Genomic DNA, 16,893 nt, shown 5'->3' with positions numbered 1-16,893 from the left:
ATACCTCCACTGAAAAAACTCTCCTGCAAAAAAAGGATAAACTACTAAGTTACGATTAGTAATGGCTAAGAAATAATATCCGATTCTCATCGTCCAAAACCCCGTTAAATTGTCGGGATTTCGTCCTTGAGAATACGAATTATTTCTAAGGCATTACTTAGCATCGTTACTTATCCTTATCCTTCAAAAACTTGCTGGCATTTTTGTCCCTTGCACTGAAAATTCGCAAGGTTTATCAGTTGTATATCTTAACCTACTAGATTAATCTTTTAATCTAGATTACTGAACATGTCTTCTACATAAGAAAACAAACTTCCTTTATTTATGCCGCCTTCTTTTTCTGGAATTTCAGTAAAATCGGTCTTAGGTACATTAACGTATATTATTTGATGTTTATCAGGCTTTTGCATATCGAGGCGTGCTTGTGCAACATCCCTTATCCTGTTTAAATCAAGATGCTTTTGTATTTCAAGACTCAATCTGATATTGTCATTCTTCTGCTCGTTTAATTCCTTATTATCTTTATTGAGCTTATAATCCATTTCGGTAATCTGTGCATACATGTAAATAATATGGGTAAAGGATACAAAAAATATCAATATACAGAAAACAGCTTTCAGCTTAACTTTGTTGTTTTTCTTATATCTTTTTTTAGCTTTTAGTACTTTGTTGTTCTCATAAACATCATAGTCGATCTTGGGAGCAGCTGTTCCGTAATAGTATTTTTCTTTCTCCGCTAACAATTTTATTCACCTCTTTTTCGAAATATTCACAGAATTACCCACCTAAATTTATCCTCTCAAATTAATAACACATTTAAGGGGACAATAAATCCGAGAGTTGACTAACAATGCCTCTCCCGGAAATGTAATTAACAAAACCTGCCAGGAGAAATACGATATCTGTAAATCTTGGTGTCAATAAGTTAATGCAATAAGACACCATAATCCCCTAGGCACCAAGAAATGTAAATGAAATAATGATTGTTTCATCCATTTCCCTTATTAATTCTTTAAATCTTTGTAATGCTTCTCATTTGTAATTTAGATTAATTATTTAACCCTTGTCTTTAGTAAAAATTCATTTTTGTCTTTTGTGTAGTTAAAATCTTTTTTCTTTTGTGTAATTAATTTTTTTCTTTTGTGTAATTTAAAATCTTTTTCTTTTGTGTAATTAAAATCTTTTTCTTTTGTGTAATTAAAATCTTTTTTCTTTTGTAATTAATTTTTTTCTTTTGTGTAATTTAAAATCTTTTTCTTTTGTACTTTTAGCGATGCTTTCAATTTTATCCTTTGTGTTTTCTTATTAAACTTTTCTTTTGTGTTTAGCTAACTTCTATTCCTTTTCTTTTGTTCATTGGTACTTTTTATCATTAGTATTTTGCTGATAGTATTTATGTTAATTTTTTTAATACCCTTAATTTAGCACTGCGAGCTCTGGGATTTTCCTCCAATTCAGCCTCTGAAGCAACTATAGGCTTTCTTGTTAACAATTCCACCTCTGGTTTCTTCCCGCATACACACACCGGAAAACTGTTAGGGCATGTGCAAGGCTTTGCTTTTTTTAAGAATTCATTTTTTACAATCCTGTCTTCTAGGGAATGGAAAGTTATTATAAGAAGCCTTCCTCCCGGATTCAAGACAGATACTATATCATCTATGGTCTTTTCAAGTATTCCAAGTTCATTATTGACCTCAATCCTTATTGCCTGAAAGGTTCGTTTTGCCGGATGAGGCCCTTCTCTTCTTGCTGCACTCGGTATAGCTGCCTTAATAATTTCCACAAGCTCATGAGTGGTACCAATTCTTTTCTTTTTTCTTTCTCTTACTATGAACTCGGCAATTCGTGAAGCCCACTTTTCTTCACCGTAATCCCTTATAATTTCCTTGATTCTTTTTTCATCATATTCATTAACAACAATTTCAGCATTTAATTCATTACTTCTATCCATTCTCATATCCAATGGCGCATCATGCTGGTATCCAAAACCTCTCTCAGCTTCATCCAGTTGATGTGATGATACCCCAAGATCCAAAAGAACCCCGTCAACACCACTGATTTTGAGATCAATACAAATATCCTTAAGATTTTTGAAGTTACTGTTAATTAGGTAAACCTTACCTTGTCCACCCAACTCTTTTATGCGTTTGGAGGACACCTCTATAGCAAAATAATCCTGATCCAAGCCGATTAATACGCCATATTCATTTAGTCTTTTATAAATATGGGATGAGTGTCCAGCACCTCCAAGAGTACCGTCAACATATATGCCATCGGACTTAATATTCAGATATTCAATGCACTCATTTAGCATTACAGGCTTATGATTAAATTCCATTTTGCACCTTAAATTATTTCACTATAGCTCAAATTTTTTAAAATACCAGACCAATTGAAGTTAAGTTCTTTGCAAGTTCATTCGGATTATCGTTGACATCGGAAATATACTTCTGCCACTTGTCCTTATCCCAGATTTCTACTCTGGAAGATACGCCTACTACTGCAACATCCTTATCAATTCCTGCATAATCCCTTAAATTCTGTGGTACTAATATTCTTCCCTGCTTGTCCAATTCACATTCTGTCGCACCTGAAAGGAAAAACCTTACAAATGCCCTCGCATTGTTGTCTGTCATCGGAAGTGATTTAAGCTTGGCTTCAAAGCTTTCCCAATCTGCCATGGAATACACAAACAAACAGTCATCCAGTCCTCTGGTTATCATAAATTTATCCCCAAGGCCTTCTCTGAACTTCGAGGGCATTATCAAACGCCCCTTGGGATCAACCGAGTGTTGGTATTCACCTGAAAACAATAATTTCACCTCACATTTTGGGAACGCTCACCACTTTTCACCACTTTCCTCCACTTGTATTTAATTTTATTCTAATTTTTTATAATAATCAAGTCATATTACAAAAAAAAATTCAAAAAAATAAAAAGATAGGACTTTAGTCCTATCTTTTGCTATTGACATTTCTGGCTTTGCAATAAAATCTTCCGTTAAGAATTAAAGTGATTTTATTGCCCATAATAAAATCACTTTATTGTGATGAATTAAATATTACTTTCTTTCTCCTTGCAGAAACACTTAAAACTATACCTATAGCCATGAAATTGGTAACCAGATTTGTAGCTCCCTGACTTACAAACGGTAGAGGGATACCGGTACACGGAAGAATACCTATTGACATCCCGATATTCTCAAAGGTGTGGACCGCAATCATGCCTGCAACACCTATTACCATTATCGATCCATATTTATCCCGTGAATTCTTTGCAATATAGATGCATCTTATCAGTATAAAAAAAAGTAAAAACACTATGACAACCGCACCTATGAATCCTAATTCCTCACCTATTACCGAAAATATAAAATCCGATTCTTTAACAGGGACCATGTTATTCTGTGTCTGTATTCCCTCAAAAAGCCCTTTTCCCCATAACTGCCCTGATCCTATGGCATACTTTGATCTTAAAACGTTAAACCCCGCACCTTGGGGATCGAGCTCCGGATAAAGAAATGAAATTATCCTTCCCTTTCTCTTTTCATTTAAAACAAAGAACCACATAATTAGACCTACAGGTATTATTGCTGCAACCATTGATACAAAATATTTTATCGGTACCCTGCAGATAAATAACATAATCAAAAATATGGCCATAAATACCATACTTGTCCCAAAATCTTTCTGTATAACAACAAGTCCTATAATAATTGAAGAGTATAAAATCAATTTAATAAAGCTGCCTCTTCGCTGTCCCTCCAGTATCCTTTCCAGGAATATTGAAGCGACCATTATAAATGCCACCTTTGCAACCTCCGAAGGCTGCAAAGTCACAAACCCTAAATCCAGCCAACTCCTGCTCCCCAGTTCTTCACCCGAACCGAATTTCAAAACGACTATAAGCAGTATTACACTTACAATATAAAGGCCACTTCCAAATAATTTGAAGTCTTTGTAATCAATATAACTCATTATCACTGCAAGAGTTATTCCGATAACAAGCCCAGCCAATTGGCTTACAGCAATTCTAAAACCGCCGTCAGCCCTTGTAAGAGTAGCACTTCTAACAACTAAAAATCCTAATGTCGAAAGGAGCAAAACTGCTGAAAAGAGAAGGTAATCAAAGTTCTTTACTATGTTTAAACCTTTCGTTTTTTCGACAAAATACATACATGTCACCCTTATTTTAAACTACTAATCATTTATATTATTTTTACTTGAAGCTTCAGTGCCCTCATTATTTTCATCATCATTTTTATCATTTTGTTCTTCATTAAGTTCAATGCCATGCTCATCAGAATCATTATCCCTATTTTTGAGCTCCTCCAATATAGTGCTATAACTACTAGGTTCGTTTGCAGCTTCCAAAACAGCATCATTTTTCATTTTCCTAAGTCCAATAAAGGCTGCAATTCCAAGTATTATACAACATATTGATATTATCTGGGAAATTCTCGTAGAACCCAACATAAGGCTGTCAAGCCTGAGACCCTCGATCCACATTCTGCCTACACCATACAAAATCAGATATAGGAAGAAAACTTCCCCATTACTCTTTTTCCTTTTTCTAAACCATATAAGAAATGCAAACACTCCAAAATTCCACAATGACTCATACAAAAACGTAGGATGCACAGGTATTTTAGGGTCTAAGTTCGGAAAATTTACGCTTAAATACTCTTGTATAACATTTCCTGTCATCCCCAAGGAAGGTCAGTTTGACCTCCAAATGCTTCCTGGTTTACAAAATTACCCCACCTGCCGATAGCCTGTGCCAACGCAAAATATGGCAAACCAAAATCCAAAACATTGAGAGCATTGATCTTTTTTATTTTGCAAAATACAAAAGTTGTACCGATTGCTCCAATTATACCACCATATATGGCAAGTCCGCCATGCCAAATTCTCACTATTTCCATGGGATCTTCCAGGTACATACTATCCCCGCTAAATATTACATAATAAAGCCTTGCACATATTATAGAAATTGGTGCTGCATAAAGCACCAGATCAATAATATCATCCGGGTTAATTCCTAGTTTTTTGGAGACCCTCATTCCAAGCAGTACCGCCAGCAAAAATCCTGTTGCAATTATTATGCCGTACCAGTGAAGTGGAAAGCCAAACAAATTAAATGCAACCCTGTTAATGTGAAAACTAATATCTCCTAGCCCGGGAAAGCTAATAGTGTTCATCCCTAATCCCCCTTAATCGGTTTTATTACTGACAAAGCAAAATTTTCCTCATCAAAATGTTTTAAAAATACATCTACTGCATCTTCAAAAGTTATTTTATCATATACTTCAAAATAATCAAACATTGTAGCTCCCTTGAAATATGCAGGTATAAAGAGATGGGATATCTTCTCTACAGAGTTTAACTGTTTGATAAACCTACCCTTCATGGCATTTTTTATTCTGTCGAAATTTCTTTTATCAAGGCCTTTTTCTTTAGTTGCCTTTATTTCCTGCAAAATTTTGTTTTTTACTGTTAAAGGCTCCGTAGATTCACCACCGAACATTGAAAAAGCATAGTCTTCCTCTATTGTATAATCAGAATCAAAACTGCTGTTTATAAGGCCTTCTTCATATAATTCATTGTATAGTGAAGAGCTTCTGCCCATTATCATCTCCAATAGCAGCTTCATAACAACTTCCCTTTTCAACGAATCAAAGCCCTTTTCTCCATGCAATTCATCCTTAAAGCCCATCTGGAAAATAGGAATGGATACAGAAAGGTTCTGTTCAACATAATCCTTGTTGATTCCTTTATGACTTTCCGGAAAAATTCTTTTTATCTCAGGCTTATGCTCTGTACTCTTGATTCCATCAGCCACCTTTTTAAGTGTTTTCTGCGGATCAACATCCCCGACAACAACAATTACCATGTTTGATGGGTGATAAAATGTATCATAACATTTCATCAGGTTGCTCCTATTGATTTTGCTTATGCTTTCAACGGTTCCTGCGATATCGATTCTCACAGGATGATCTTTGTAAAATGCTCCTAAAAGATTGAAAAACGCCCTCCAGTTTGGGTCATCGTCATACATTCTTATTTCCTGACCTATTATGCCCTTTTCCTTCTCAACACTCTCTTCAGTAATATAAGGATTCTGGACATAATCTAAAAGCATGTCGAAATTCTCATCGAACTTATCTGTACAGGAAAACAAATAAACAGTATGGGTAAAACTTGTATAAGCATTAGGACTTGCACCTGTCATTGAAAATTTGTCCATGACACTGCCATCCTTCTGTTCAAACAGCTTATGTTCCAAAAAGTGTGCTATGCCGTCAGGCACTGAAGTTTCATCATTTTCGTAAGGTGCTATAAACTTGTTATTAATGGACCCATAGTAAGTAGCAAAAGATGCATGTTTTTTTGAGTATCCCTTTTTGGGTATTACAAAGGCTTTTAAACCGCTTTCATGCTCATATATATAAAGTTCTTCATTTATTTTTGAATATTTTACTTTTTTGATTTCCATATTTAGTCATCCCTTCCTTGTTTGAAATATTTATGAATGGCTCAAATTAGTCACAACTTTACCCATTATTATTGGTTTTCAGATGTAAGAAAGTAAACTGTGTCAATCTCAACCTTCTTGGCAGCATTAACTATCTCACCCCTGGTCACAGCTTCAAACTTTTCATACAAACTCTTTAATGTATCGTTTGTATTGGATATTTTCTGACTGAGATAAAAATCAACTATGGCCAACTGACTGTCTTTTAAGGACTCCAGACCGGTTTTTATGGACTTAATGCTGGAGTCATATTCATAGTCAGAAATATTTCCCTGTCTTATTTCCTCCAACTGTTTTAGAATCAGCTCATGTGCCTTATCCTTCTTGCTTATTTCAATACCACAGCTTATCATCATCAGGCCCTTGAACTTCTCCAGCCTGGAAAAAGCATAGTAGGCCAGGCTTTCCTTTTCTCTTACATTCTGGAAAAGCTTTGAATGGATACCGCCTCCTAATATACTGTTGCAAACTACCAGGCTGTAATAATCCTTTTCGTTAGGTGCCGTATTTGTCCGAAAGCCAATTGAAAGCTTGCCTTGAGAAACATCAAGCTTCTCAGTAACAAAGTTGGTATCCTTTTTAGGTTTATTTATTACAGGTTGGGATAAATCTTTTATATTACTTCTTTTTAAATTTTTCAGTTTGGCTATAGCCGATTGGACTTTGGAATCATCTACATCACCGGATATGAATACTTTCATAGGCAGGCTTTCCAATATGTATTTATAATGATTGAAAAGATCCGCCTCCTGTATTTTATTTAAATCCTCTATAAAACCATTTTCATATATTTCAAAAGGCTCACCTTGCACATTTCTTCAAAACATCTTTCAACTGCATATTGAACCTTGTCATTCATTCTTCCTTCGATTATCTTTTTAAGGTTATCCTTTTCCTGGCCCAAATAATCCTTCCTGAAAACCCCATTCTCCAATAAAGGCTCAGTTATTATTTCCAGCAGCAGGTTCATGCAGTCCTCAAAAAGGTTTGTATCGGTACCTGTATACTTATCAGATACATGATCTATATAATACTGCATTATCTGATATTCGCCCTTTTTAGAAACGGCACAGTCAAATGAAGCACCATACAGCTCTTCAAGGTACAGGGCAATTTCCTTAAAGGATTTGTGTTTATTGGTTCCCCTTCTTAAAACAGCTGGGACCAATGCATTTTTTGTTGCATTTTCCCTAGAGAGATTATCTTGAAAAAATATGTTTATGGAATTTGTTTTGAACTTATCTACTGTTACCCTGTATACTTCTATGCCATTGAAAGAATCAATCTTATCTACCTTTTCTTCAGAACTTATATAATCCATACTAAACCTACCTTTCTTAAGTAATATATTCGCTGCATTTGCTAAAGTAAAATCTTTTTCACAACATATATAGTATAATAAATTATTGCTATAATATTCAATTATTGGTTTTTATTTTTTATTTATTGATTTTATCTAACATATTCTCGGCAATTGATCCCCAACAGGCATATCAACTATCCTGTTACCACCAGCAAGTGTATTCATTACAACCCTGCCTTTATGATCATCTGTTACTTCACCTATGATGCAGGCTTGGGCACCGTATGCCGAATTTCTTAATACACTCATTATAGTATCTACAGAGTCATCGGGTGCTATTATAAGCATTTTGCCCTCGTTAGCCATATATAGAGGGTCCATGCCTAAAAGCTCGCAAACACCTCTTACCTGATCTTTGACAGGTATTCTGTTTTCATACAGCTTTATACCTACTTTACTTTGGACTGCAATTTCATTTAAAGTAGCTGCAACTCCCCCTCTTGTAGGGTCCCTCATAACATGTATATTGCCCGTCTTTGCCATAACCTCTCCAACCATCTTATTAAGCGGTGCACAGTCACTACTTAGGTCTGTGAATATGTCAAGCCTTTCCCTCTCCAGTAATATGGAACATCCATGATCACCAACAGTCCCGGTAACTATTACCTTGTCGCCAGGTTTTGCATTATTTCCCGATATATCTATTCCGTCAGGAATAATTCCAATACCCGACGTGTTTATAAATATTTTGTCTGCAGCATTTTTTTGTACTACCTTTGTGTCTCCAGTGACTATTTTAACCCCTGCTTCTTTTGCTGTGTTTCCCATGGACTCCACTATAGCTTCCAGCTCCTTTATAGGTAAACCCTCTTCTATTATAAATCCACAGCTTAAGAATAAAGGAGTTGCCCCAAGGGCAGCAAGGTCGTTAACAGTACCGCATATAGCCAGTTTTCCAATATTCCCTCCATTAAAAAAAACAGGGGTTATTACAAAAGAATCGGTTGTAAATGCGACTTTACCTGAGAGCATAAAGGATGCCGCATCATCATTTTTCATCAATATATCATTATTAAAATGTTTTACAAAAATATTCTTTATTAGGTCTCCGGTAGTTTTGCCACCACTGCCGTGAGCAAGTGTAATTATATCCGACATATTATACCCCCTGATACCTGTAATAAGCAGCACAAGTTCCTTCTGAGGAAACCATGCAAGCTCCCACAGGATTTTCCGGTGTGCATTTCTTACCATATAATTTGCAGTCTGTCGGTTTAAGTCTTCCCTTCAATATTTCCCCGCATTTACATCCTGGTGTTTCTTCTGTAATGCAAGGCTTCAGATCATAAACCTTCCATGCATCAAAAGCTTGAAATTCATCCCTTATAACAAGGCCTGAAAGAGGTATATTGCCAATGCCCCTCCAAACAGAATCACATGCACTAAATACCCGATCGGTAACTTTTAATGCCTCTGGATTTCCTTCTTCGTTAACAGCCCTTTTATACTCATTGACAACCGCTTTTTTATTATCATTTATCATCTCAGTAAGGGTTAATATACCATGTAAAATATCCAGCGGTTCAAACCCAGCTACAACACCTGGAATGCCATACTGCAAAGCAAGCTCATGGTATAGCTTTGTTCCTGTAATGGCACTGACATGTCCAGGATACAAGTAGCCGTGGACTTTTACATCCTCATCCAATGCTAATATTTTTAGAGCATTTGGAATGGTTTTATTGGCAGATAGAACAGAAAAATTGCCGATACCTTCCTCACTGGCCTTCAGTACGGTAAGTGCCGCTACTGGTGTTGTGGTTTCAAATCCCACTGATAAAAAGACAACCCTTTTACTTTTGTTTTCCAAAGCAATTTTTAATGAATCCAAAGGCGAATATACTATTCTTATATCTTTTCCCTTTGCTTTTTCCTTAAGAAGGCTTGAGCTGGTTCCCGGTACCTTCATCAAATCTCCGAACGTAGTAATTATAACATCTTCTGCTTCTGATAACTCTATCGCAGAATTTATATAATACAATGGTGTAACACATACAGGACAGCCCGGCCCGGAAATAAGATTAATACCTTCAGGGAGAAGAGATCTTATACCATACCTGGAAATGGACATTGTATGTGTGCCACATACCTCCATAATATTTATTTTTCCTTCCTTGTACTTTGAAAGCTTCTCAGATATCAAAGATGCCATTTTGGGGTCTCTGAAAGCTGTAGATAAATTATCCATTGTCCATCTCCTTTAACTCGTTGAAAAGCTCAATGGTTTTTATTGCTTCCTCCTCGTCAACTTTGGAAATAGCACAGCCTGCATGTACCAGCACATAATCCCCCGGCTTATAATCCTTTATAAGCTCCAATGAAACCTCTCTGCTTACTCCTAGCATTTCAACTAGACCTGTTTTCCCTTTAATCTCTATAATTTTACCCGGCAAAGCCAGACACATATAAACTCCTCCTTTTAAGCCTCTATCTTCAATCGATATTGTCCATGCAAGCCATCATAGCCTGACCTAAAGATATACCACCGTCATTTGACGGCACCTTTTCATGGTAGAAAACCTCAAAGTCATTATTCTTAAGAAGTTTAATGCAACTTTTCAAAAGTGTAATATTTTGAAACACACCACCGCTTAAAACCACTCTATTTAATCCTGAGGCCTCCCTTATTCTACTGCAGCAGCAAAGCACCATTTCTGCTATGCTTTCATGGAACCTTAATGAAATATCAGCCTTTTTCTCACCATTTACAACTGACCTGATTATATCACTAATTAACTCTTTTGTGCTTATAATATAAACATTATTTTTATGCTCAATTGAAATACTGTAAGGCTCCACAACTTCCAAAGTACTGTCTAAGGCCAGATATTCAAGCTCTATAGCAGCCTGTCCCTCATAGCTTATAGTATTTCTCAATCCTAAAATTGCAGAAACCGCATCGAAAAGCCTGCCCATACTTGAAGTCACTGGGCAGTTTATATTGCGTTCCATCATAAGTTCAATGGTTCTGATGGCCTTATAGTCAATATCCCTTAAGAATGTATCTCCCTCTATATTTATTCCATCATCGTCTTGATTTTTACCATAGTTATCCTTTATACTGTTGCCAATATAGCTTAATGCCATTCTCCAGGGCTCTTTTACTGCCATATCCCCACCAGGCATTTTGATATATTCAAGGTGTGCTGCCCTTTTAAAACCCCTGTAACCACCGGTAAAGAACTCTCCACCCCATATATTGCCATCCTCACCATACCCCGTTCCATCAAAAGCAACACCAATAACTTCACCGGACAAATTATTATCCACCATACATGAAGCTATATGTGCATGATGATGCTGAACAAAATATACTTTCTTATTAAGAGTAAGTGCGTATTTGGTAGATAGATATTCCGGATGCATATCACAGGCAACTATATCAAAGTCTGTATTTAATATATTTTTAAAATGCTCTATACCCTCTTCAAAGGATTTATTGGTTTCCATATTTTCAAGATCTCCAATATGATGGCTTATATAAAAGTCATCACCCTTTGTTATGCAAAACGTATTTTTAAGTTCACCTCCGCAAGCTAGAACTCTTGGTAAAACCTTACCTTCTAAATTTATGGTAAGAGGCAAAGGAACATATCCTCGCGACCTTCTTATCATATATTCTTTCCCTAGGACTTCTCTAGTTACAGAGTCATCAGTTCTGATATAAATTTCCCTATCATGGATAAGAATTAAGTCTGCTATATCCTGAAGATTAGAAATAGCATCCTGATCCCTATAATAAATAGGTTCACTGCTTTTATTCCCGCTTGTCATAACCAGCATATGGGAGTCAATGGCATTTATAAGCCCTAAATGTATAGGTGTATATGGAAGCATTACTCCTAGGTATGGGTTGCCAGGTGCTACCATACATGGAAGCATGCCTCTATCTCTTAATTTAAGAAGCACAATAGGTGCTTCCTTTGATTCTAATAGCTTTCTTTCAAAGGGACTTATATGGCAATATTTATTAGCTGTTTCATAATCCTTTACCATAACTGCAAAGGGTTTATCATCTCTAATTTTTCTTTGTCTAAGTCTCCTAACGGCCTCAGTATTCATAGCATCACAAGCAAGATGATATCCTCCAATACCCTTAATTGCCAAAATTTTACCTTCCGAAATAATTTGACCGCAATACGTAAATATGTTCCTATCATCCATACATTCTTCCGTACTGTCACACAGCTTTATGGTAGGTCCACAATCCCGGCATGATACTGGCTGTGCATGGTACCTTCTATCACCATAATCATCATACTCCCTCTTGCACGAAGGACACATATTAAACTTTTTCATTGTTGTTTTGTCCCTGTCGTAAGGTATACCCTCAATAATTGTAAATCTAGGACCGCAATTGGTGCAGTTAATAAAAGGGTAGAGGTATCTTTTATTTTTTTTTCAAAAAATTCCTCCCTGCATTCATTGCAAATGGATAAATCAGGGGATATATAGGTGTTTCTTTCCCCTATAGTATTGCTTTCTATAATATCAAAATTCTCAAATCCACATATGTCATGATCGTTTATAATAACTTCCTTAATCCATGAGTTTTTAGGTGCATCCTCCCTAATCCTACTGCAAAATTTATCAATATGTGACTTGCTCCCTTCTGCAGTAACTTCTACACTGCTATCTGTATTTTTTACAAGTCCATTTATGGAAAGAGCCTTAGCAAGCCTCCGTACAAAAGGCCTAAACCCCACTCCTTGAACAATACCTGAAATTTTAATTTTAACACAAACAATATCCCTTTCCATACTGCCCCTTTCCCGCATTTCCAATTATATTGAAGCAATTAGTATAAGTATATATTTCTGATGAAAAAGTTTCAATAAGGGCATTTCAAAAAATACAAATAACATTAAAGCTTTTGTTATTTGGTTCTACCAAATGTAGATTAATACATTATTACTGATTTTTATGTAGGAAAATGTTTTGCAATAATTAAATATGTAAAATGATTATTGCAAAACATATAGTTCTTTCTAAAATTAAATTAATAGAGTATAATACCATTATAACAATAACATTTACTTTAACCATTAATACATACAAATTATTTAACTAACTGTATACTATTATGGAATTATTTATTTATCTGGAGGAATTATGCAAGATAAGGTAAGCATGGAGGATATTGCCGAAAAGCTAGGTATTACAAAAAATACCGTTTCACTGGTATTTAGAAACATGCCGGAATAAGTGAGAAAACAAGAAAATCTGTTTTGGAAACCGCAAAACAGTTAGGTTATAAATATAAAAAGATTTGAAAATTTTGATGTTAAAAAAACTCCATTAAGAAATATATGCCTTTTACAATCAAAAAGTACTTATGACACAACAGGCTTTTTTGCTTTTATTCAGCTTGGAATCGAATCTGAAGCAAAAAAGAACAGTCTTAATCTGATGCTGCATGTATATGATGACAGTGAAGAAAATTTCCAAGTTCCGATGTGCATAACAGAAGGGCTTGTGTCAGGTGTAATTACAATTGGACGCGTTAGAAAGAGTACTGCTCAAACACTTAATTCTTTAAATATACCTATGGTTATGGTAGATCACTACTATGAGGATATCTATATAGATTATGTATTAAGCGACAACCAAAACTGCGGCTACATAGCTACCGAATATCTTATAAATCACGGACATACTGAATTGGGTTTTACTGGTGATATAAAAGCGGCAGTAAGTTTTTACGACAGGTATGTTGGATTTTTAAAGGCACTGGACATTAATAATTTAAAGCTTAACCCCAATTACCTTATAACTGATAAATGTATTGGAGTAGTGGCTAACGAAAGCGTTGAAAATGCTGTTAATGAGATGAAAAAACTGCCTTCCATGCCAACAGCTTTTTTCTGCTGTTGCGATCATGAGGCCATTTCCGTAATTAAAGTCCTTAACATTTTAGGATATAAGGTTCCTAATGATATTTCAATAATCAGTTTTGACAATATTGATTTATCCCACAGCATTACACCACGACTTACCACTTTAAATGTTCACAAGGAATTTATGGGTACAAAGGCTGTTCAAAAGCTTATTGAGAGAATAAATTTACCTAGTGGCCCGAAGGAAAAAATACTTCTTTCTGCAGAAATTATAGAAAGGCAGTCTGTAAAAAATTTGAAAAGCAAAAAACAATTTGATAAATAATTTAAACTATTTAGTTGGTTTCATGCTGTCAAAATATTTTCTGGCATCGGATACATCAGTTTTTATCTGTCTTATAAGTTCATCAACGCTTCCAAAATCCTTTTCATTCCTTAAGCGTTTTATAAAAGCAACTTCAATTTCCTTGCCATATATTTCTTCATTGAAGTCCAAAATATGGGTTTCAATGCTTATAGGAAGGTTTTCTTTAAACGTAGGATTTATCCTATGCTTGTAACACTATTATATATTTTGTTTTCCACAAGTGTACTAGTTATGTAAACTCCGGTATGAGGCAATATAATTTTATCATAATAAGAAATATTTGCAGTAGGAAACCCTATTGTGTTTCCTACTCGCCTTCCTTTTGTTACAGTTCCTGAAATGGAAAAGTGTCTTCCCAGAAATCTATTAGCCTTTTCAATATTTCCCTTTGTTACAGATTGTCTTATGGATGTACTGCTTATTACATGTTCATCAATTTTTACAGGCGGTACGACTATAACACCAAAACCGTATTCCTCTCCAGCACCTTTAAGTAGTCTTACATCACCCTGCCCTTTATACCCAAACCTGTAATCAAAGCCTGTTACAGCAAGTTTAACCTTCAGCTTGTTAAAAAGTATATCCTTTATAAAGTCTTCAGGCTTCATTCTAGAAAAAGCCTCATCAAAATCATCAAAATACAGGTAGTCAAGTCCGGTATTTTGGAGAAGCTCAATTTTCTTCTTTGTGGTTGTAATGATAGGGGTATTCAATTTTTTTCTTAATATATTCTCAGGATGCTTCGAAAAAGTATATACCACCGAATCAATTCCAAGTTTCTTCGACTCGTTTATAAGTGTATTAATCAGTGTCATATGACCTATATGCAAACCGTCAAAGTTCCCAAGACCTACTCCTGAATCTCTTTTTACTTTTGTATTATCCTGATCCCCATAAATAACCTGCATTCTACTCACCTAAAAACACTTTTTTGACTTTAAAAGTACCCTTCCATTTTTTATATTAACCATACCTATGGCAATAAATACTTTATCCCTGTTATATAGCCTTATAAGATCCCCATCAGTAAAATTATCTCCAGTACTTTCAATTATACAGCCGTTCATTAGCTTTTTTTCCTGCTGTTCGTCCAGCATTTTATACTTATAGCCATAGAAAGCCTTATCGATAGGAGTTATATATTGATCCAGAGTCCCCTTATTTGCATATTCATCTATTTCTTCAATTGTCAGTGCATTTTTAATTTTGAAGTCGCCCGCATCCAACCGTACAAGAAAAGACATATGTGCACCTGTTCCAAGCCTTTGTCCAATGTCGGAGCATAAGGTCCTTATATATGTCCCCTTAGAGCAGCCAACATCAAATAAAATCCTGTTATCCCCAAAAACATTTATTATTTTTAAGAAGTATATTTCAATGTCTCTGGCCTTACGTTCAACTGTAATTCCTTTACGTGCCAGTTCATAGAGCTTTTTGCCGTTAATTTTCACAGCTGAGTACATTGGAGGAATTTGCTGCTGTTTTCCTGTAAAATCATTAAATACACGGATTATTTCATCTCCAGTAACATTCACAGGTCTTTCAGCAATAATATTCCCCAAGCCATCCTGTGTATCAGTTTCTATTCCAAGGGTCATTTCCGCCCTGTATACCTTATCCTTATCAGTCATATACTCAATAATCTTTGTAGCCTTACCTATACATACAGGAAGAACACCAACAGCAGCCGGGTCCAATGTTCCCGTATGACCAATTTTTGAAGTCTTCAGCACTCCTCTTAAGTAACCTACAACATCAAAAGATGTCATGCCTGGAGGCTTTAATACATTTATTATTCCATCCACCTATAATAACCTCTTCAATTCTTCATATACAGATTTCTTGACACTATCCATATCCCCTTTTATTGTGCAGCCTGCAGCCATTTTGTGGCCTCCGCCACCAAACTTAAAGGCAACCTGCCCAACATCAAGATAAGACTTGGATCTTAAATTAACCTTATACTCACCCTGGGATTTTTCTCTAATGACTACCGAAGATTCAACACCTTCTATATTTCTACCTATATTCACTATACCGTCGCAGTCTTCTTCCTTTGCACTGGCAGCTTTGATCATTTCATTGGTAATACTTATGAAAGCAAGCCTGCCTTCTTCGAAAAGTTCCAATGTATTAATGGCATATCCCATTAACATTACTCTTTCCTTTGTTGTTGAATCAAAAACTCTTTGTGCCACCTCAGCTACATTGACTCCTTTTTTTACTAAAGCCGATACAATTTCATGGGTTTTGGAAGTTGTGTTATTAAACTTAAAGCACCCTGTATCGGTAGCAATCGCAACATACAAGCATGTAGCCATATTGGTATCAATCTCAACATTTAAAATATTTATAAGTTCATATACAATTTCACCTGTAGCTGCTGCTTCTGCATCCAAATAATTATAGCGAGCAAACCCTGTATTTGTACCATGGTGATCTATATTGACAGTGTTTTCTGTACTGCCAAACACTTTAATTCTGTTTCCTAGCCTGCCGGTATCCCCTGTATCCAATGCTATCACAAGATCAAAGTGATAATGGGCATTTTCGTCATAAATCAAAGAATCTTCTAACGGCAGAAAATTATAAATCCGCGGTATTATCTCCTCAGATATAATTTTTACACTCTTATTAAGCTTTTTCAATGCAGTGCCGAGAGCAAGGCAAGACCCCCATGCATCCCCATCTGCCTGGACATGTGGAAGAATGGCAATACTATTACAATCTTTAATAACAGATATAATCTCAACTAAATTCATTTCAATACACCGCCTTATTCCTTATCGCC

18 protein-coding genes and 1 pseudogene are annotated in these 16,893 nt (G+C 35.6%); 2 read left to right on the top strand and 17 right to left on the bottom strand.

Annotation, left to right across the window (positions count from 1 at the left end; all coding sequences use genetic code 11):
• Positions 1 to 269 precede the first annotated feature (269 nt).
• The 14 genes from Bccel_RS00915 to Bccel_RS31130 form a co-directional block, all read right to left on the bottom strand.
• A complete protein-coding gene (locus tag Bccel_RS00915; RefSeq protein ID WP_036939622.1) occupies positions 270 to 743 on the bottom strand; it encodes a cell division protein FtsL in 474 nt (157 codons plus the stop codon).
• Between the two features lie 650 nt (positions 744 to 1,393).
• A complete protein-coding gene (gene rsmH, locus Bccel_RS00910) occupies positions 1,394 to 2,338 on the bottom strand; it encodes a 16S rRNA (cytosine(1402)-N(4))-methyltransferase RsmH (RefSeq protein ID WP_036939619.1) in 945 nt (314 codons plus the stop codon).
• Positions 2,339 to 2,375: 37 nt separating this feature from the next.
• Positions 2,376 to 2,813, bottom strand: a complete 438-nt coding sequence (gene mraZ, locus Bccel_RS00905; protein WP_036939616.1) for a division/cell wall cluster transcriptional repressor MraZ — start codon at positions 2,811 to 2,813, stop codon at positions 2,376 to 2,378.
• A gap of 229 nt (positions 2,814 to 3,042) precedes the next feature.
• Positions 3,043 to 4,176 (bottom strand): FtsW/RodA/SpoVE family cell cycle protein, encoded by a 1,134-nt coding sequence (locus tag Bccel_RS00900; protein ID WP_036939613.1) that lies wholly within the window; start codon positions 4,174 to 4,176, stop codon positions 3,043 to 3,045.
• A 24-nt stretch (positions 4,177 to 4,200) separates the two neighbouring features.
• Entirely contained in the window at positions 4,201 to 4,707 is a 507-nt protein-coding gene (locus Bccel_RS31945) for a prolipoprotein diacylglyceryl transferase (RefSeq protein ID WP_276326210.1), read from the bottom strand.
• Positions 4,704 to 5,201 carry a prolipoprotein diacylglyceryl transferase gene (lgt, locus tag Bccel_RS31940; protein ID WP_276326209.1) on the bottom strand — a complete coding sequence of 166 codons (498 nt, stop codon included), beginning with the start codon at positions 5,199 to 5,201 and terminating at the stop codon, positions 4,704 to 4,706. The genes Bccel_RS31945 and lgt overlap by 4 nt, the downstream gene beginning before the upstream one ends.
• 2 nt (positions 5,202 to 5,203) lie before the next feature.
• On the bottom strand, positions 5,204 to 6,496 hold the full coding sequence (gene yfmH, locus Bccel_RS00890) for an EF-P 5-aminopentanol modification-associated protein YfmH (protein ID WP_036939611.1): 1,293 nt from the start codon (positions 6,494 to 6,496) through the stop codon (positions 5,204 to 5,206).
• Between the two features lie 68 nt (positions 6,497 to 6,564).
• On the bottom strand, positions 6,565 to 7,347 hold the full coding sequence (locus Bccel_RS32275) for a M16 family metallopeptidase (RefSeq protein ID WP_338053593.1): 783 nt from the start codon (positions 7,345 to 7,347) through the stop codon (positions 6,565 to 6,567).
• Complete coding sequence (locus Bccel_RS32270; RefSeq protein WP_338053592.1) at positions 7,305 to 7,856, bottom strand: hypothetical protein; 552 nt, start codon at positions 7,854 to 7,856, stop codon at positions 7,305 to 7,307. The genes Bccel_RS32275 and Bccel_RS32270 overlap by 43 nt, the downstream gene beginning before the upstream one ends.
• Positions 7,857 to 7,991: 135 nt before the next feature.
• A complete protein-coding gene (hypE, locus tag Bccel_RS00880) occupies positions 7,992 to 8,996 on the bottom strand; it encodes a hydrogenase expression/formation protein HypE (RefSeq protein ID WP_036939606.1) in 1,005 nt (334 codons plus the stop codon).
• A gap of 1 nt (position 8,997) precedes the next feature.
• Entirely contained in the window at positions 8,998 to 10,086 is a 1,089-nt protein-coding gene (gene hypD / locus Bccel_RS00875; protein WP_036939603.1) for a hydrogenase formation protein HypD, read from the bottom strand.
• Complete coding sequence (locus tag Bccel_RS00870) at positions 10,079 to 10,303, bottom strand: HypC/HybG/HupF family hydrogenase formation chaperone (protein WP_036939600.1); 225 nt, start codon at positions 10,301 to 10,303, stop codon at positions 10,079 to 10,081. Before Bccel_RS00870 ends, hypD begins: the two co-directional genes overlap by 8 nt.
• Positions 10,304 to 10,331: 28 nt before the next feature.
• A complete protein-coding gene (gene hypF, locus Bccel_RS00865; RefSeq protein WP_242857061.1) occupies positions 10,332 to 12,269 on the bottom strand; it encodes a carbamoyltransferase HypF in 1,938 nt (645 codons plus the stop codon).
• Complete coding sequence (locus tag Bccel_RS31130) at positions 12,194 to 12,658, bottom strand: acylphosphatase (RefSeq protein ID WP_242856981.1); 465 nt, start codon at positions 12,656 to 12,658, stop codon at positions 12,194 to 12,196. Before Bccel_RS31130 ends, hypF begins: the two co-directional genes overlap by 76 nt.
• Before the next feature lie 352 nt (positions 12,659 to 13,010).
• Between Bccel_RS31130 and Bccel_RS31125 the strand changes: the two genes are divergently transcribed.
• Positions 13,011 to 13,103 carry a TetR family transcriptional regulator gene (locus Bccel_RS31125; protein ID WP_242856980.1) on the top strand — a complete coding sequence of 31 codons (93 nt, stop codon included), beginning with the start codon at positions 13,011 to 13,013 and terminating at the stop codon, positions 13,101 to 13,103.
• 48 nt (positions 13,104 to 13,151) lie between these two features.
• Positions 13,152 to 14,060: a substrate-binding domain-containing protein gene (locus Bccel_RS00860; RefSeq protein ID WP_338053624.1), complete on the top strand. Its 909-nt coding sequence runs from the start codon at positions 13,152 to 13,154 to the stop codon at positions 14,058 to 14,060.
• 6 nt (positions 14,061 to 14,066) lie between these two features.
• Here the strand turns inward: Bccel_RS00860 and Bccel_RS00855 are convergent.
• The 3 genes and pseudogenes from Bccel_RS00855 to Bccel_RS00845 all read right to left on the bottom strand — a co-directional run bounded on the left by Bccel_RS00855 (position 14,067) and on the right by Bccel_RS00845 (position 16,864).
• Positions 14,067 to 15,010: pseudogene (locus Bccel_RS00855) on the bottom strand (bifunctional riboflavin kinase/FAD synthetase).
• A 9-nt stretch (positions 15,011 to 15,019) separates the two neighbouring features.
• Positions 15,020 to 15,907, bottom strand: coding sequence for a tRNA pseudouridine(55) synthase TruB (gene truB / locus Bccel_RS00850; protein ID WP_036939591.1), 888 nt, complete (start codon positions 15,905 to 15,907; stop codon positions 15,020 to 15,022).
• Positions 15,908 to 16,864, bottom strand: coding sequence for a DHH family phosphoesterase (locus tag Bccel_RS00845; protein ID WP_036939587.1), 957 nt, complete (start codon positions 16,862 to 16,864; stop codon positions 15,908 to 15,910).
• Between the last annotated feature and the right edge of the window lie 29 nt (positions 16,865 to 16,893).

The organism is Pseudobacteroides cellulosolvens ATCC 35603 = DSM 2933, from assembly GCF_001262605.1.
Lineage (GTDB): Bacteria > Bacillota > Clostridia > Acetivibrionales > DSM-2933 > Pseudobacteroides > Pseudobacteroides cellulosolvens.
This window is presented reverse-complemented; position numbering and strand designations above follow the sequence as displayed.

What these genes read in the sequence shown, in the direction of transcription:
- yfmH (WP_036939611.1), bottom strand. Translation starts at nt 6,496, where the DNA reads ATGGAAATCAAAAAAGTAAAATATTCAAAAATAAATGAAGAACTTTAT.
- hypE (WP_036939606.1), bottom strand. Translation starts at nt 8,996, where the DNA reads ATGTCGGATATAATTACACTTGCTCACGGCAGTGGTGGCAAAACTACC.
- lgt (WP_276326209.1), bottom strand. Translation starts at nt 5,201, where the DNA reads ATGAACACTATTAGCTTTCCCGGGCTAGGAGATATTAGTTTTCACATT.
- Bccel_RS00900 (WP_036939613.1), bottom strand. Translation starts at nt 4,176, where the DNA reads ATGTATTTTGTCGAAAAAACGAAAGGTTTAAACATAGTAAAGAACTTT.
- Bccel_RS31130 (WP_242856981.1), bottom strand. Translation starts at nt 12,658, where the DNA reads ATGGAAAGGGATATTGTTTGTGTTAAAATTAAAATTTCAGGTATTGTT.
- Bccel_RS00870 (WP_036939600.1), bottom strand. Translation starts at nt 10,303, where the DNA reads ATGTGTCTGGCTTTGCCGGGTAAAATTATAGAGATTAAAGGGAAAACA.
- Bccel_RS31945 (WP_276326210.1), bottom strand. Translation starts at nt 4,707, where the DNA reads ATGACAGGAAATGTTATACAAGAGTATTTAAGCGTAAATTTTCCGAAC.
- Bccel_RS31125 (WP_242856980.1), top strand. Translation starts at nt 13,011, where the DNA reads ATGCAAGATAAGGTAAGCATGGAGGATATTGCCGAAAAGCTAGGTATT.
- Bccel_RS32270 (WP_338053592.1), bottom strand. Translation starts at nt 7,856, where the DNA reads ATGGATTATATAAGTTCTGAAGAAAAGGTAGATAAGATTGATTCTTTC.
- hypD (WP_036939603.1), bottom strand. Translation starts at nt 10,086, where the DNA reads ATGGATAATTTATCTACAGCTTTCAGAGACCCCAAAATGGCATCTTTG.
- Bccel_RS00845 (WP_036939587.1), bottom strand. Translation starts at nt 16,864, where the DNA reads ATGAATTTAGTTGAGATTATATCTGTTATTAAAGATTGTAATAGTATT.
- rsmH (WP_036939619.1), bottom strand. Translation starts at nt 2,338, where the DNA reads ATGGAATTTAATCATAAGCCTGTAATGCTAAATGAGTGCATTGAATAT.